Raw genomic sequence first — 13,372 nt, forward strand, 5'->3', positions numbered from 1 at the left:
AATCTAGCTGTGTATGCGGCATTGCTCTAGTAACTCAACAAACCAGATTCAAGTCCAAAGCTTTTTCATTCGTTGGAGAAATCCCGAAATCGTTCGCGTGGATGGATTTTCTTTCTCTTCTAGCAGAAAACGGGCTGTGATACGGTCGATCCCTCTAATCGCTTGACTATCTGGAAACGCTATAGATAAAGGGGTTTGGCGTTTGACTGCCTTAGTGACATTAGCATCATCCGGAATGAACCCGAGTACAGGTATTTCCAACCCCAAATATTTACTAGCCACTTGGCGAATGTTCTCCGCTGTTTGATTGCCTTCTCGGTCGTCGGTTACTCGATTAATGACAAGCCGGAAAGCGATATCATGTCCCATCGTCTTCAACATTTTGATTAAGGCGTATGCGTCCGTTATCGAAGTTGGCTCGGGGGTAGTGACGACAATCGTCTCCTCCGCTGCAGTTATGAATCTTACCGTTTCTTTAGACAATCCTGCTCCAGTGTCGAACAAAATGAAATCCACATGTCCGTGAAGTTTCCCGATCTGCTCCGAGAAGTACTCTAACTCTTGATCGCTTAGTCGGACTAAATCCTGAAATCCCGATCCTCCTGCGATAAACTGCAAACCGCTAGGTCCGACCTGAATGATTTCCCAGATAGACTTCTCACCCTTAAGCAGATGAATGAGATTATACTTAGCCGGCGTCCCAAGCAGCACATCGATATTGGCAAAGCTAATGTCTGCATCGAAGATAAGTACGCTGTATCCGCGATTTTGCAACGCCATTGCGAAATTCAAGCTGAAATTGGATTTCCCTACGCCGCCTTTACCACTTGTCACGGTAATGACCCGAGTTGTTCGAGCTGAACGTATGTCCTTTGAATGAACCAAATGCCGAAGTGCCTGCGCTTGATCAATCATCGGCTGGATCCCCCAATATTCGTTTTACTAAATCTTCCGGTTCAAAAGCTTTAATATCGTCCGGTACGGTTTGCCCGAAAGTAATATAGGAAATTTGGAAGCCGAATTCCTTCACCAAGTTGATTACGGCACCGTAGGAATCCGTCTCGTCGAATTTGGTTAACAGAAGGTGATGAACTCCGTATTTCACGAATTGGGACGCCACTGTTTTCATATCGCTATACTTGTGCGTCAAGCTAAGAACGAGAATCGTCTGCGTCTGCTCTCCGGGAGCTAGCAAGCTATTAACTTCAGAAACGAATAGCTCGTTACGATAATTGCGTCCCGCAGTATCCATGAAGATCAAATCTTGATCGCTCAGCTTTTTGTAAGCACGTGTTAACTCGCTCGGAGAGAACACGACTTCAAGCGGGATATTCAATATATCCGCGTATGTTCTTAATTGATCGACTGCCGCGATTCTGTATGTATCCGCCGTGATGAAACCGACCGTCTTTCTGTGGTTGAAGGATTGTTCCGCAGCGAGCTTGGCAATGGTCGTTGTCTTTCCTACACCAGTCGGACCAACGAAATGAATAATGCGAGTTCCTTTTTCAATACCTGCTCCCTTCGCATTAAGCAACCACGAGAGGAGAACGCCGCGAGCAGCTTCGTAGGAAGCCTCTGTACTCTCTTCGCCAAGATCAGCCAATCTCTGGTTAACCGCTTCCGCGAATTGTTCTACGTATGCAGGCTCTACTCCTTGCTCGGCTAATCTCCTGCTCCACTTCATGACGCTTTCCGGCATGCTGCGATAGGTTTGCTGCTTCGCCATCTTCGTCATTAACTCTTTCATTGAACGTAGTTCCTGCAGAAGAGCGGAGGTTTCTTCTTTTTCTTGTTTATTGTCCCTCGTATCCACTCCCTGCATCGCGACCGATAACATGGCCGCTTGCGTCTGGGCTCTTAGGTGCTGATCCGGTTGGATGTCTGGCACTGCCGATTCCGATCTAAGCTCGGGAAGCGGACTGACACGCTCTTGCGTTGACTTCGCCAGCTCGAGACTCGAGAGGAAGGAGCCCGTCTTCGTCGAACCCATTAGACCGGAATCCGTCTGAATGTCGGCAAGACTTTGCGCTGGCGGTAATGGCGTTCGTCCGCTGTCCGCAAACGGAGTTTGGGAATACCGTTCCCGGACCGCGTTAGAGGGCAATAGCGGTGATGATACCGCTTGCTCTTCTGTTAAGGATAAAAGCGGCTTTCTCTCGGGTTGTCGCTCGGGCAGTGGCGATCTTGTTATCAAAGGAGGTCGTGCAGGCGGTTTTTTGGCTGCCTCATCAACTGCTGCGATGACTTCCATACGTTTCTTGCGGAACATACCAAGAAATCCGCCTACGCGGATTTCTTTCGTATTTAGAATGACGGCATCCGATCCCAATTCACTTCGGATCATTTGGACGGCTTCTGGCACATCGTCGACAATATATCTTTTTACCTTCATGCACTCACCACCCCAACACTTTGCACTTCAATGCTTGGCTCCAACTCGCTGTATGAAATGACGGGAATATCTTGCAAACTACGTTCAAGCAACTGGCGTAAATACATTCGGATCGTCGGCGATGTTAAGATAATCGGCTGCTGTCCGGACTGGACCAATCGATTTACTTGCTCCGTCAAGCGTTGGTAGATGGCTTGGGAAGATGCGGGATCCATGGCCAAATAACTGCCTTGATCCGACTGTTGCACCGCATCCGCAATCTTCTTCTCCACGGCAGGACTAACCGTAATGACCTTAAGGGGTTCAGAAGATGTCGCGTACTGCTGCGTAATTTGTCTGGACAAGCTTTGACGCACATATTCCGTCAATACTTCAGGATCCTTCGTGTACTTGCCGTAATCAGCTAAAGTCTCGAAGATCGTAACCAAATCCCGAATCGAAATTTTCTCTTTAAGAAGCTTTGACAATACTTTTTGAACGTCTCCTATCCCAAGAATGGAAGGAATCAGCTCGTCGACCAGAGCCGGATACGTCTCTTTCACGCTTTCGACTAAAGATTTCGTTTCTTGGCGGCCGATCAGCTCGTGCGCATACTTCTTTATTACTTCGGTCAAGTGAGTCGCCACGACGGAAGGAGGGTCAACGACCGTATATCCGGCCATCTCGGCACGTTCTTTGGTGGCTTCATCAATCCACAGCGCCGGTAATCCGAAGGCTGGCTCCTGCGTCTCGATTCCGGTTACGGAATCATCATCGAAGCCCGGACTCATTGCCAAATAATGATGAATTAATAATTCGCCACGCGCTACCGTATTTCCTTTCATTTTTATGACATATTCGTTCGGTTTTAGTTGAATATTGTCGCGAATTCGGATAACCGGGACGATTAATCCCATCTCGAGCGCGCATTGCCGTCGAATCATGATGATTCTGTCGAGCAAATCCCCGCCCTGTTGGGTGTCCGCAAGGGGGATAAGCCCATATCCGAACTCGAACTCGATCGGATCAACCTGCAACAGGCTTATAACGCTTTCCGGACTTCGAACTTCCTCGATTTGCTTCTCTTCAACTAGAAGCTCTTCTTCTTGCTGCTTGCGATTTAAGTTAGATTGCAATCGATACCCGGCCACGCCAAGTATGAGCGCATAAGGAATCGTACTGATCAATGGAATAGGCGTTGCGATCCCCAGAAGAGCTACCGTACCCGCAACGATGTATAACAATTTCGGATAACGAAGCAATTGATTGCTTACGTCGTCGGCCATATTGCCCTCGGATGCTGCTCTCGTTACGATAATACCGGCAGCCGTACTGATAAGAAGCGCGGGAATTTGGCTGACGAGTCCATCACCTATCGTAAGAATGGAATACGTTTCAAGCGAGGTCATGACATCCATTCCGTGAATGGCCATACCGATAATAAATCCTGCAATTAGATTGATAAGAACGATGATGATGGATGCGATCGCATCCCCTTTTACGAATTTGCTCGCACCGTCCATCGCGCCATAGAAATCGGCTTCCTTTTCGATTTTCTCGCGGCGTTCGCGTGCTTGCTGTTCGTTAATCAATCCTGCGTTCAGATCGGCGTCGATACTCATTTGCTTACCGGGCATCGCGTCGAGCGTAAACCTTGCGCCTACCTCTGCGACACGCTCGGAGCCCTTCGTAATAACGATAAACTGAACGACGACTAGAATAAGGAAAACGACGAATCCGATAGCGATCTGACCACCCGCTACGAATCTTCCGAAGGTTTCGACTACGTGTCCGGCATCCGCCTCGGAAAGTACAAGCCTTGTGGTCGATACGTTCAACGCTAATCGAAATATCGTCGTAATGAGCAGTAATGTCGGAAAAATCGAAAAGTGCAGCGCATCTTGGGTGTTCATCGCAATCAGCAAAATCATGATGGCTACGGAAATGTTAATGATGAGCAAAACATCCAATAGCCCTTTGGGAATTGGAACGACCATCATCAGGACAATGCCGATGACGCCAATGAGTATGCTTAAGTCCCTTATTTTCATGACGCGTCCATCCCCTTTCACGAAACATCCTCTTATGTATCCAGGTGCGCCAGGAAAAGTTCGCCACTCCGCCGCTTGTTAAAATCGGGGTTGCTTTAAATATCATTTGCGGTTGCAACCCGATTTTAAAGGCGGACGTGAACTCTCCTTGGCGATCTTTTCCTTCTGCACCCTCCATAAGCCGGCTAATCTAACTTTAACCTTTTTAACGCCGGCCTTTGAGCCGATATACGTATGCCAGCACTTCCGCTACCGCTTGGAAGAGGTCTCCGGGAACGCTTTGTCCCACTTCCGTCCTCTCGAATAGCGCACGGGCGAGCGGCTTGTTTTCCATCGTTATGACTTCGTTTTGTTTAGCGATCTCCCGAATTCTAAGCGCAAGGTAATCCTGGCCTTTGGCGATGACTGTCGGTGCATCCATTTTGGAGGCATCGTATTTCAAGGCAACGGCAAAGTGAGTCGGGTTCGTTATGACGACGTCCGCTTTCGGCACCTCTTGCATCATTCGCATGAACGCCATCCTGCGCTGACGTTCTTTGATCTTGGCTTTGATCAATGGATCGCCTTCAGTGTTCTTGTATTCATCTTTAATGTCTTGCTTACTCATTTTCAGATTTTTCTCATACTCGTGACGTTGATAGAGAAAGTCGCCAATTGCCAGAATAAAAAGCAAAGCAGCTACAAAAATCCCCATCCGAACCGCTAAACTGCTTACAAAACCAAAAATATCTTGTACGGGCAGATGCGCTAGTTCCAACAAGCGCTCTCTCTCTGACCAGAGGGTTGTAAATACAATCAATGCTACCGAGACCAACTTCAAGGAGCTCTTAAGGAATTCAATAATGGAACGCATTCCGAAAATGTTTTTAGCGCCTTTAAGCGGATTCAGCTTTTCAAACTTCGGCTGTATGGGCTTAAAGGTGAATAACCAACCGATTTGCACGTAATAGCTCGCGAAAGCAACGATCACGACGATGATGAAGATCGGCGCCAAAAAAATCAACATTTGAATTGCGTATTGGCTGAACAAGCCAAGAATGTTCTGATCGGTTACGTCCATGTTCAATCGATGTAAAAAAGTATCGCTAAACAAACTCAATAATTGTTTCTGCAAAAAAGGACCCAACATCAGCAAACAACAGATACATGCAAGTAGAATGAGCGAGCTTGGAATTTCCGCGCTTTTAGCCACTTGACCTTTGTCTCGGCTCTCCTGGCGCTTTTTGGGTGTCGCCTTTTCCGTTTTCTCGCCCGAAAACAATTGCAGATCCATCCTTAGGCGATTACGGGGCATGACACTACCTCCATTTGTGGGTGCCTAGGATCAAGAAGATGACTTCAAGATGATAAACAGCTTTTCGAGTGCATGGAACATTCCATCGAAAATCGTTTGAAACAATACGCCAAATCCAGGAAGCAGCAGAACAAGCAACGCTAATCCAACCAGGATTTTGACCGGTATGCCAATGACGAATACGTTGTATTGAGGAGCCGTCCTGGCAAGAAGCGCCAAACCGAAATCCGTCAAAAACATGGCGACCACGATGGGAGCCGATATTTGCAACGCTAACAAAAAAGTATTTGCAAAAGTTCTCGTTAAAAACTCAGTGATATGGCCGCCGTAATAAACCTGAAACAGATTATTATCCAGTGGAAGCCACTTGTAACTGTCCATGATAGCTCCTATAAGGTAATGGTGACCATTCACGGAAAAGAATACGAGAATAATCAACATAAACTTAAAGTTTCCAAGCATAGGAGCCGATACACCTGTAATAGGGTCAACGATGTTCGCAATTCCAAATCCCATTTGCATGTCCATAAATCCGCCAGACACTTGAACGATCGAAAAAAAGATGTAAGAAACATATCCAATGAGAAGCCCTGCAAACACTTCTCGTATGATTGCAAGGATATATGTAGCGTCAACCGCAATCTTTGAATCAAACCCGACCGTTAGAAAAACGATCACCGAGATAAAGAACGCGAGACCGATTTTAATCAACGTTGGAACAGTTCGTGATGAGAAAATCGGCGCAACTACAAAAAACGATGTAATTCGACATAAAACGAGCAAAAAAGCAGGAAACACTTGCATGATTAATTCCATACGTCATCACCCAATATAATTCGCCAAATTTCCTAGCAGATGACTCGTGAAATCGACCATCACGTTAAGAATCCATGGGCCGAAAATCAATAGAGCCAAGAAAACAGCGATGATTTTGGGTACGAAAGCGAGCGTTTGCTCTTGGATTTGAGTCGTCGCTTGAAAGATACTAACAAGCAAACCGACGATTAATCCAATTCCAAGCATCGGTGCACTCACCTTAAGAACGGTATACAACGCTTGACCCGCTAGACCGATAATAAACTCAGTAGTCATGATAACCCTCCTACCTTACAACTGCGCGATATTCAAGTATTAAAGCTGGTCAACAGAGACTTAACGACAAGATACCAACCGTCGACTAGCACAAAGAGCAATATCTTGAACGGAAGCGAAATCATAACAGGCGGAAGCATCATCATCCCCATAGCCATGAGCGTACTGGCCACAACCATATCAATGATGAGAAACGGTACAAATATCATAAAGCCCATTTGAAATGCTGTCTTTAACTCGCTGATTGCATAAGCAGGAACGAGTACCGTAATAGGGATGTCTTGATAGGTTGCAGGTTTTTCGGTTTTCGTATAGTTCATGAACAACAATAAATCTTTTTCGCGCGTATGTTTATACATGAACTCCTTCATTGGGACAGACGCTTTTTGCAAGGCATCCGTTTGACTAATCTCACCAGCCAGATATGGCTTTAGGGCCGTCTCGTTTACTGTGGAGAAAGTCGGAGCCATAATAAATAAGGTCATGAATAAGGCCAACCCGATCAACACCTGATTAGGCGGCATCTGCTGCGTTCCCAATGAAGTCCTAACAAAACCTAACACGATAACGATTCTTGTAAAGCTTGTCATCAACACAAGAATGGCGGGTGCAAGACTCAGTACGGTAATAAGAAGGAGCATGGATAAGGCCGAAGCCCCTACAGGCTCAGTTCCATCGCCGAGAGTTACTCCAATTATAGGGTCAGCATAAGCAGATGCCTGAAATCCGATCAAGAGTGTCTGCAACGCAACAAAGCTGTAAAGTAATTTTTTTCTCATCGCTTATCTGTCCGATCTCCGGAACGACTATCTTCCAACAATTGCTCTACCCGTTGCCTTCTTTCAGAAAGCTGGCGCAGCCGGTTCTCCAACGTCTGTTCGAAACTCGCGTTATTATCCGATTGTTTGGAAGACGAATCATCGTTATGCGGATTGTTGCGCTGTGTCCATTTGCGAAGCCATTCAGGCAGAACAGGCCCAGTATTGGCAGTCATAGAATCATGTTCAGCAAGCATGGCGGCAACAGCTTCCGGCTCGGTGATAGACTCCAATAATGTCACATCGTCCCCTACGCCTAGGACATAGATTCGACCATTCCATTCGACGATTTGCATCGATTTATTCGTCCCTAGCGGAAACCCTCCTAAGGAGCGAAGCGATCGATTCATTCCCCATCCGCGATTGCGTTTAGCGAAAAACCGTAAAATGAAAATGATCAGACCGATAATAAGACCGAGAACGAACAATACCCAGATTAAATCCCACGCCGACCCTGCCGATCCCGACATTGGAACCTCTTCTATGAGCCCGTAACTTCGCATGAACCTTCAACGCTCCTGACTTGTTTAACCCAGTGTTTTCTTGATCGCTTCAATAACGCGGTCTGCTTGGAACGGCTTTACGATAAAATCTTTAGCTCCCGCTTGGATCGCGTCAATAACCATTGCTTGTTGGCCCATAGCCGAACACATGATAACTTTCGCATTAGAATCCAGCTTGCGGATTTCTTTAAGCGCCGCAATACCGTCCATTTCAGGCATTGTTATGTCCATCGTAATTAAATCAGGATTAACTTCCTTGAACTTCTCGATAGCTTGCGCACCGTCTTGCGCTTCCCCAACTACCTCGTAACCATTTTTCGTCAAAATATCCCTGATCATCATGCGCATGAATGCCGCGTCGTCTACGATGAGAATGCGATTTGCCATTTTCTATTTCCTCCCGATATGTTTATTGGATTTTTTGGACACGGTCCCATTGACTAACGATATCGGTTACGCGTACACCGAAGTTCTCGTCGATAACTACGACCTCGCCTTTGGCGATTAATTTGTTGTTTACTAAGATGTCTACAGGTTCGCCGGCTAGCTTGTCCAGCTCGATAATCGAACCTTGGGACAGCTCCAAAATATCTTTGATCTGTTTTTGTGTACGGCCTAGTTCAACAGTTACTTTCAGAGGAATGTCTAGTAGCAAATTAAGGTTTGTTTCATCCCCTTGCGTATAGGCTGCACCTTGAAAATTAGCAAATTGAACCGGGTTGACATTCACGTTACGATTCACTCCCCCTCCTAAAGTCTGAGGATGGCTCGGTACAGGTGCCGCATAGGTTGGCGGAGCATGTTGTGCAGGCGGCGCTTGATATACAGGCTGAGCCGGTTGTTGTACGGGTGGAGCTGGTTGTTGTACTGGTGCAGCCGCTTGAGGCTCAGGTTGCGGTGCGGGCTCTTCTGAAACGCCTCCCATTAGGGAGCGAACTAACTCTTTTGCGAAAGGTACTGCCAGCAATTGCATGATCGACGAGTCGATTAAATCTCCAATTTTGAGCCTGAAAGAGATTTTCACGAACACGTCTACTTGCGGGATATTGCTGATGCCGGAGTTGTTTCGAACATCCATGATATCAATGCCTGGCGGAGAAATATTAACCATTCGGTTAAATATCGTGGACATTGACGTCGCGGATGATCCCATCATCTGGTTCATCGCTTCCTGAACGGCACTGATGTGAATTTCATTCAGTTCCTCCGACGTTACATTGCCTTCGCCCCCCAGCATGAGATCCGCGATCACTTGAGCATCGTGAGATTTAATGACTAGCGAGTTAATTCCCTCGAATCCTTCCACGTAACTAACGTGAACAGCAACATGAGGTTTCGGGAATTCCGATTCGAACTGGTCTCTGGCAATGGTAGACACAGTCGGAGTGGTGATATCGACTTTTTTGCCTAGCAGCGTGGACAGTGCAGTCGCTGCACTACCGAACGTAATATTTCCTATTTCCCCCAGCGCGTCTTGCTCAAGAGGCGTCAGATAATCGCTGATGGACGGTTCGCCACCGGATGAAACCGCCGGCGACGATTCAGCTTCCCCGTCAGAGGACTGATTCAATAACGCATCAATCTCTTCTTGTGATAAATAGTCTTTACTCGTCATGGATTTCATCTACTCCTTCGCTGACGATCTCTTGAATTTGAATCGCCATTTTATCTCGTACGGTGCCTGGGCTGGCAATAAACTTCACCTTTTCCCCAACTTTGACTTCCAGGCCTTCAGCCGTAGGTTTATGTAAGGCAATGACATCCCCGATCGACAGATTGAGAAACTCCTGAACGGAAATTCTCGAGGTGCCTAACTCGGCAATCACCGGCAGTCTTGCTTTGTTTACCCGCTGTTCGAGCATGATCTGTTCTTCAGGTGCCCTAGTTTTCTTCTGGGACACAAACCAGTGATGTACGGACAATCTCGGCATGATTGGCTCGATGACGACGTGAGGAATACACAAGTTAATCATCCCGGTCGTCTCGCCGATCTTCGTACTGAGAGATATTAGGGCAATCGTTTCATTGGGAGATACGATTTGCATAAACTGCGGATTCGTCTCCAACGCTTCAAGCCTTGGTTGAATGTCCATAATCGTTTTCCATGCTTCTTGTAAACTCTCCAACGCCCGACTAAAAATTTTCTCCATAATAATGGTTTCGATTTCCGTTAAGCTGCCGATTTTACTAGGAGCGCTGCCTCCGCCGCCAAGTAGCCTGTCAAGCATGGCAAAAGCAACGTTGGGATGTACCTCTAGAACCATTCGACCTTCAAGCGGCTCTGCTTCGAAAATGTTCAATACCGTCATCTTAGGGATGGAGCGAATAAATTCGTCATAGGGTAGCTGTTCAACTTGTACGACACTAATCTGAACGAACGTTCGGAGCTGAGCTGAGAAATAGGTGGTCAAAAATCTAGCAAAATTCTCGTGAATACGGGTTAAGCTACGGATATGATCTTTCGAAAAGCGGGTTGCGCGTTTGAAGTCGTAGGCGCGAACCTTTTTCTGCGTATCCTCTTTCTTTAGCTCTTCCGCATCCATTTCTCCTGACGAGAGCGCCGCCAATAACGCATCGATCTCATTCTGCGAAAGTACATCTACCAAATCTCTCACCCCTTTCGTAAACCAATGCAAAACTGAAGTTTTGCATTAAAGGTACATTTGATCTGTCAGTTGTTACCGCTGTCTCTATCCTATATTAAACAGTAGTCATGACGAATCCTGTAATACCAACGTTCAAAAGCTTACCTTCCGACACTACATTATTGATGGAGTTAATAAGTCCTGCTGTCAGTTGGTCTTTGCCTTTGGTACCGTTCATATCATCAGGCGTCATAACCCATAATGCTCGGTTAATAATGGGTTTGACTTTGCTTTCTTTGATCTTGTCGAACTCTTCTTTCGCTTTCTCGTTGTCGAATTGGAACGAGAAGCTAATCTGTACGACATAGTCAGTGTCAGCAAGGTTAGTTCTAATATCAATTAATTCGGATGTGACTTTAACCATTTCATCCGCAGATATTGGCTCAACTTGTACATTGACTTCCTTCGCCGCTTGTTCAGGATCTTTTGCTTTCTTTTCCCCGAACAGATCTGTCGCGAAGTAAAAGGTAACAATGACAATTAACGTAATCGCCAATAATAGCGAAACGAGCCATGGCAACAATTTTCTCATGACGTAGCTCCCTCCGATTGCGTGTCCATAGGGCCAGTGACAGCCGCTATTACACCGATACTGCGTAAGTAATGCCGGATTGCCCGGATTACATCCGAAGAATTTTCAATAACAATGAATTTCTTTCCAGTCGTAAGCGTGATAATCGTGTCCGGTGTATCTTCTACCGTTTCAATTAATAAAGCATTAATATGAAACTTACTGCCGTTGATACGTGTTACGTGAATCATTACAGGGCCCCCCCTAAGCTGCCAAGGGGAGAGCTAGGCTCTCCCAAGGCAGGAGATCTAAAACTATCGTTTCAGGTTAACGACTTCTTGCAAAATTTCGTCAGATGTCGTAATGATTCTGGAGTTCGCTTGGAAACCACGTTGAGCAACGATCATTTCCGTGAACTCGTTCGTCAAGTCGACGTTGGACATTTCAAGCTGACCGGAGATAATAGCGCCTGTTCCAAGCTCCGGATCATTGGCGGCTACAATATTCAGTTCGCCTTCCGGATTGGCATTTGGAGTCATTCGATACAAGTTACCTCCGACTTTCTCCAAGCCGCCTGGATTGACGACTTTAGCGATACCGATAAACAACCCCGTATCAGTTGCAATACCGTTCTGATCAATGGAAACGACAGATCCATTCTGACCAACAGCGAATTGAGTTACTTCTTCGCCTAACGTGATGATATCGCCATCAACGGTACGAACGAACATACCGTCGGCATTAACCAGTTGGCGATTCGCATCAAGCGTAAAGTTACCTGCCCGCGTCAAGTATTGAGGACCGTCAACACCTGGACTAACGACGAAAAATCCGTCTCCATCAATCCGGAAATCCGTAGGGCTTCCAGTCGTCATCGCGCTACCAGGCGTATGCAACGTATCGATAGCAGCTATGGAAACGCCTAGCCCGATCTGTTTAGCATTAACGCCTCCAGATTCGCCTTCAACCGGTGCAGTAACCCCGGACATCGATTGGCTTAAGATATCCTTAAACATAACTCGACCGGCTTTGAACCCTACTGTGTTAACGTTAGCGATGTTATTGCCGATTACGTCGAGCTTCGTTTGAAACCCGCGCATACCGGAGACACCAGAGTACATTGAACGCAACATAAAATGTCTACCTCCATTAGTTAATAGGATGCGAGCCGCTTCAATCGGTCGGCGGCTCAGGGCTTCCTAGGTAGGACCAGCCCGGACTTGCGATTAACTGACGACAACGGCGCTATCGATTTGCGTAAAAATATGCTCTTTCATCGAGTTGCCATCCATTGCAGTAACAACGGTACGATTCGGTATGTTCACGATCATCGCGATATCCCGAAATAATACTAATGAATCCTTCGCGCCTTTCGCCGCCGCTTGATCAACCGCATCGGCGATTCTCGTCAACTGCTCAGGAAGCAAGGAAATGCCTCTTTGCTGCAGACGTTGCTCGGCATGATGACTGAACTTTAATTGCTGCTGGCTAAGCAAGTCACGGAACGAAGTCGTCTCCGTATACTCCTGCTTATTCCGGTTTACGTTTCGATTGGCTTGAATCGGTCCCGTAATCCCCGTTGACAGATGTCCAATGAGCATCCGATCACTCATTGCCCGCCACCTCCGACCCGCTATCAGCCGACGGTTCCGAGATCGATTGAATTTTATCGATAGGCACATCTGTTTTCCCAACCCTGACGTACTGAACGCCGTCGCGCCATAGAACGGAGTTAACGGTTCCGTAATATTCTACGGCATTCACAGCCGACTCATCTAACCAGGATACTTCCTTGCCGATTAGTCCGGCAATCATACCCGCGGATTGACGGAGTGAGGTTACTTCCTTCGACATGTTCATCATTTGTTCCAAGGACGAGAACTGCGCCATCTGCGAGATAAATTCCTTATCTTGCATAGGCTGCATGGGGTCTTGGTTGCGCAATTGCGTAACCAAAATTTGCAAAAACTGTTCTTTACCCATTTCTTTCACTGGCTTACGAGCCGCAGCTTGAACGTTCTTCGATGAATAATAGGGCCAAATATTCGATGTCCCAATACTATCAGCCACAGGATTCACCTCCT

16 protein-coding genes are annotated in these 13,372 nt (G+C 46.7%); all 16 read right to left on the bottom strand.

All coding sequences use genetic code 11. From position 1 onward, the window contains the following. Positions 1-48: 48 nt before the first annotated feature. Positions 49-915 carry a MinD/ParA family protein gene (locus tag L3D05_RS14890; protein ID WP_239617008.1) on the bottom strand — a complete coding sequence of 289 codons (867 nt, stop codon included), beginning with the start codon at positions 913-915 and terminating at the stop codon, positions 49-51. After that, positions 908-2,395, bottom strand: coding sequence for a flagellar biosynthesis GTPase FlhF (gene flhF, locus L3D05_RS14895; protein WP_239617009.1), 1,488 nt, complete (start codon positions 2,393-2,395; stop codon positions 908-910). Before flhF ends, L3D05_RS14890 begins: the two co-directional genes overlap by 8 nt. Then, positions 2,392-4,425, bottom strand: a complete 2,034-nt coding sequence (flhA, locus tag L3D05_RS14900; protein ID WP_239617293.1) for a flagellar biosynthesis protein FlhA — start codon at positions 4,423-4,425, stop codon at positions 2,392-2,394. Before flhA ends, flhF begins: the two co-directional genes overlap by 4 nt. A gap of 205 nt (positions 4,426-4,630) precedes the next feature. Continuing rightward, entirely contained in the window at positions 4,631-5,719 is a 1,089-nt protein-coding gene (gene flhB, locus L3D05_RS14905) for a flagellar biosynthesis protein FlhB (RefSeq protein ID WP_239617011.1), read from the bottom strand. Positions 5,720-5,749: 30 nt separating this feature from the next. Further along, positions 5,750-6,535, bottom strand: coding sequence for a flagellar biosynthetic protein FliR (fliR, locus tag L3D05_RS14910; protein WP_239617012.1), 786 nt, complete (start codon positions 6,533-6,535; stop codon positions 5,750-5,752). 6 nt (positions 6,536-6,541) lie between these two features. Further along, a complete protein-coding gene (gene fliQ / locus L3D05_RS14915; protein WP_239617014.1) occupies positions 6,542-6,811 on the bottom strand; it encodes a flagellar biosynthesis protein FliQ in 270 nt (89 codons plus the stop codon). A gap of 32 nt (positions 6,812-6,843) precedes the next feature. Further along, positions 6,844-7,590, bottom strand: a complete 747-nt coding sequence (gene fliP, locus L3D05_RS14920; RefSeq protein WP_239617015.1) for a flagellar type III secretion system pore protein FliP — start codon at positions 7,588-7,590, stop codon at positions 6,844-6,846. Then, positions 7,587-8,132: a flagellar biosynthetic protein FliO gene (locus L3D05_RS14925; RefSeq protein WP_239617017.1), complete on the bottom strand. Its 546-nt coding sequence runs from the start codon at positions 8,130-8,132 to the stop codon at positions 7,587-7,589. Before L3D05_RS14925 ends, fliP begins: the two co-directional genes overlap by 4 nt. Positions 8,133-8,156: 24 nt before the next feature. Beyond that, complete coding sequence (locus L3D05_RS14930; protein ID WP_239617019.1) at positions 8,157-8,519, bottom strand: response regulator; 363 nt, start codon at positions 8,517-8,519, stop codon at positions 8,157-8,159. Between the two features lie 22 nt (positions 8,520-8,541). Further along, positions 8,542-9,747 carry a flagellar motor switch phosphatase FliY gene (gene fliY / locus L3D05_RS14935; protein ID WP_239617020.1) on the bottom strand — a complete coding sequence of 402 codons (1,206 nt, stop codon included), beginning with the start codon at positions 9,745-9,747 and terminating at the stop codon, positions 8,542-8,544. Then, a complete protein-coding gene (gene fliM, locus L3D05_RS14940; protein ID WP_239617021.1) occupies positions 9,737-10,738 on the bottom strand; it encodes a flagellar motor switch protein FliM in 1,002 nt (333 codons plus the stop codon). The genes fliY and fliM overlap by 11 nt, the downstream gene beginning before the upstream one ends. Positions 10,739-10,832: 94 nt before the next feature. After that, a complete protein-coding gene (locus tag L3D05_RS14945) occupies positions 10,833-11,309 on the bottom strand; it encodes a flagellar basal body-associated FliL family protein (RefSeq protein WP_239617023.1) in 477 nt (158 codons plus the stop codon). After that, positions 11,306-11,539, bottom strand: coding sequence for a flagellar FlbD family protein (locus tag L3D05_RS14950; RefSeq protein WP_239617024.1), 234 nt, complete (start codon positions 11,537-11,539; stop codon positions 11,306-11,308). The genes L3D05_RS14945 and L3D05_RS14950 overlap by 4 nt, the downstream gene beginning before the upstream one ends. Before the next feature lie 63 nt (positions 11,540-11,602). Further along, on the bottom strand, positions 11,603-12,421 hold the full coding sequence (gene flgG / locus L3D05_RS14955) for a flagellar basal body rod protein FlgG (RefSeq protein ID WP_239617026.1): 819 nt from the start codon (positions 12,419-12,421) through the stop codon (positions 11,603-11,605). A 93-nt stretch (positions 12,422-12,514) separates the two neighbouring features. Continuing rightward, the gene (locus tag L3D05_RS14960; protein WP_239617028.1) at positions 12,515-12,901 is read right to left on the bottom strand and encodes a TIGR02530 family flagellar biosynthesis protein; all 387 of its coding nucleotides are present in this window, start codon (positions 12,899-12,901) and stop codon (positions 12,515-12,517) included. Further along, entirely contained in the window at positions 12,894-13,358 is a 465-nt protein-coding gene (locus L3D05_RS14965; protein WP_239617030.1) for a flagellar hook capping FlgD N-terminal domain-containing protein, read from the bottom strand. The genes L3D05_RS14960 and L3D05_RS14965 overlap by 8 nt, the downstream gene beginning before the upstream one ends. Positions 13,359-13,372 lie beyond the last annotated feature (14 nt).

Origin of the sequence: Cohnella mopanensis (genome assembly GCF_022352055.1) — a bacterium.
GTDB lineage: Bacteria > Bacillota > Bacilli > Paenibacillales > Paenibacillaceae > Cohnella > Cohnella mopanensis.

Excerpts from the sequence above, each read along its gene's own strand:
- L3D05_RS14890 (WP_239617008.1), bottom strand. The coding sequence starts at position 915 with ATGATTGATCAAGCGCAGGCACTTCGGCATTTGGTTCATTCAAAGGAC.
- flhF (WP_239617009.1), bottom strand. The coding sequence starts at position 2,395 with ATGAAGGTAAAAAGATATATTGTCGACGATGTGCCAGAAGCCGTCCAA.
- flhA (WP_239617293.1), bottom strand. The coding sequence starts at position 4,425 with ATGAAAATAAGGGACTTAAGCATACTCATTGGCGTCATCGGCATTGTC.
- flhB (WP_239617011.1), bottom strand. The coding sequence starts at position 5,719 with ATGCCCCGTAATCGCCTAAGGATGGATCTGCAATTGTTTTCGGGCGAG.
- fliR (WP_239617012.1), bottom strand. The coding sequence starts at position 6,535 with ATGGAATTAATCATGCAAGTGTTTCCTGCTTTTTTGCTCGTTTTATGT.
- fliQ (WP_239617014.1), bottom strand. The coding sequence starts at position 6,811 with ATGACTACTGAGTTTATTATCGGTCTAGCGGGTCAAGCGTTGTATACC.
- fliP (WP_239617015.1), bottom strand. The coding sequence starts at position 7,590 with ATGAGAAAAAAATTACTTTACAGCTTTGTTGCGTTGCAGACACTCTTG.
- L3D05_RS14925 (WP_239617017.1), bottom strand. The coding sequence starts at position 8,132 with ATGCGAAGTTACGGGCTCATAGAAGAGGTTCCAATGTCGGGATCGGCA.
- L3D05_RS14930 (WP_239617019.1), bottom strand. The coding sequence starts at position 8,519 with ATGGCAAATCGCATTCTCATCGTAGACGACGCGGCATTCATGCGCATG.
- fliY (WP_239617020.1), bottom strand. The coding sequence starts at position 9,747 with ATGACGAGTAAAGACTATTTATCACAAGAAGAGATTGATGCGTTATTG.
- L3D05_RS14945 (WP_239617023.1), bottom strand. The coding sequence starts at position 11,309 with ATGAGAAAATTGTTGCCATGGCTCGTTTCGCTATTATTGGCGATTACG.
- L3D05_RS14950 (WP_239617024.1), bottom strand. The coding sequence starts at position 11,539 with ATGATTCACGTAACACGTATCAACGGCAGTAAGTTTCATATTAATGCT.
- flgG (WP_239617026.1), bottom strand. The coding sequence starts at position 12,421 with ATGTTGCGTTCAATGTACTCTGGTGTCTCCGGTATGCGCGGGTTTCAA.
- L3D05_RS14960 (WP_239617028.1), bottom strand. The coding sequence starts at position 12,901 with ATGAGTGATCGGATGCTCATTGGACATCTGTCAACGGGGATTACGGGA.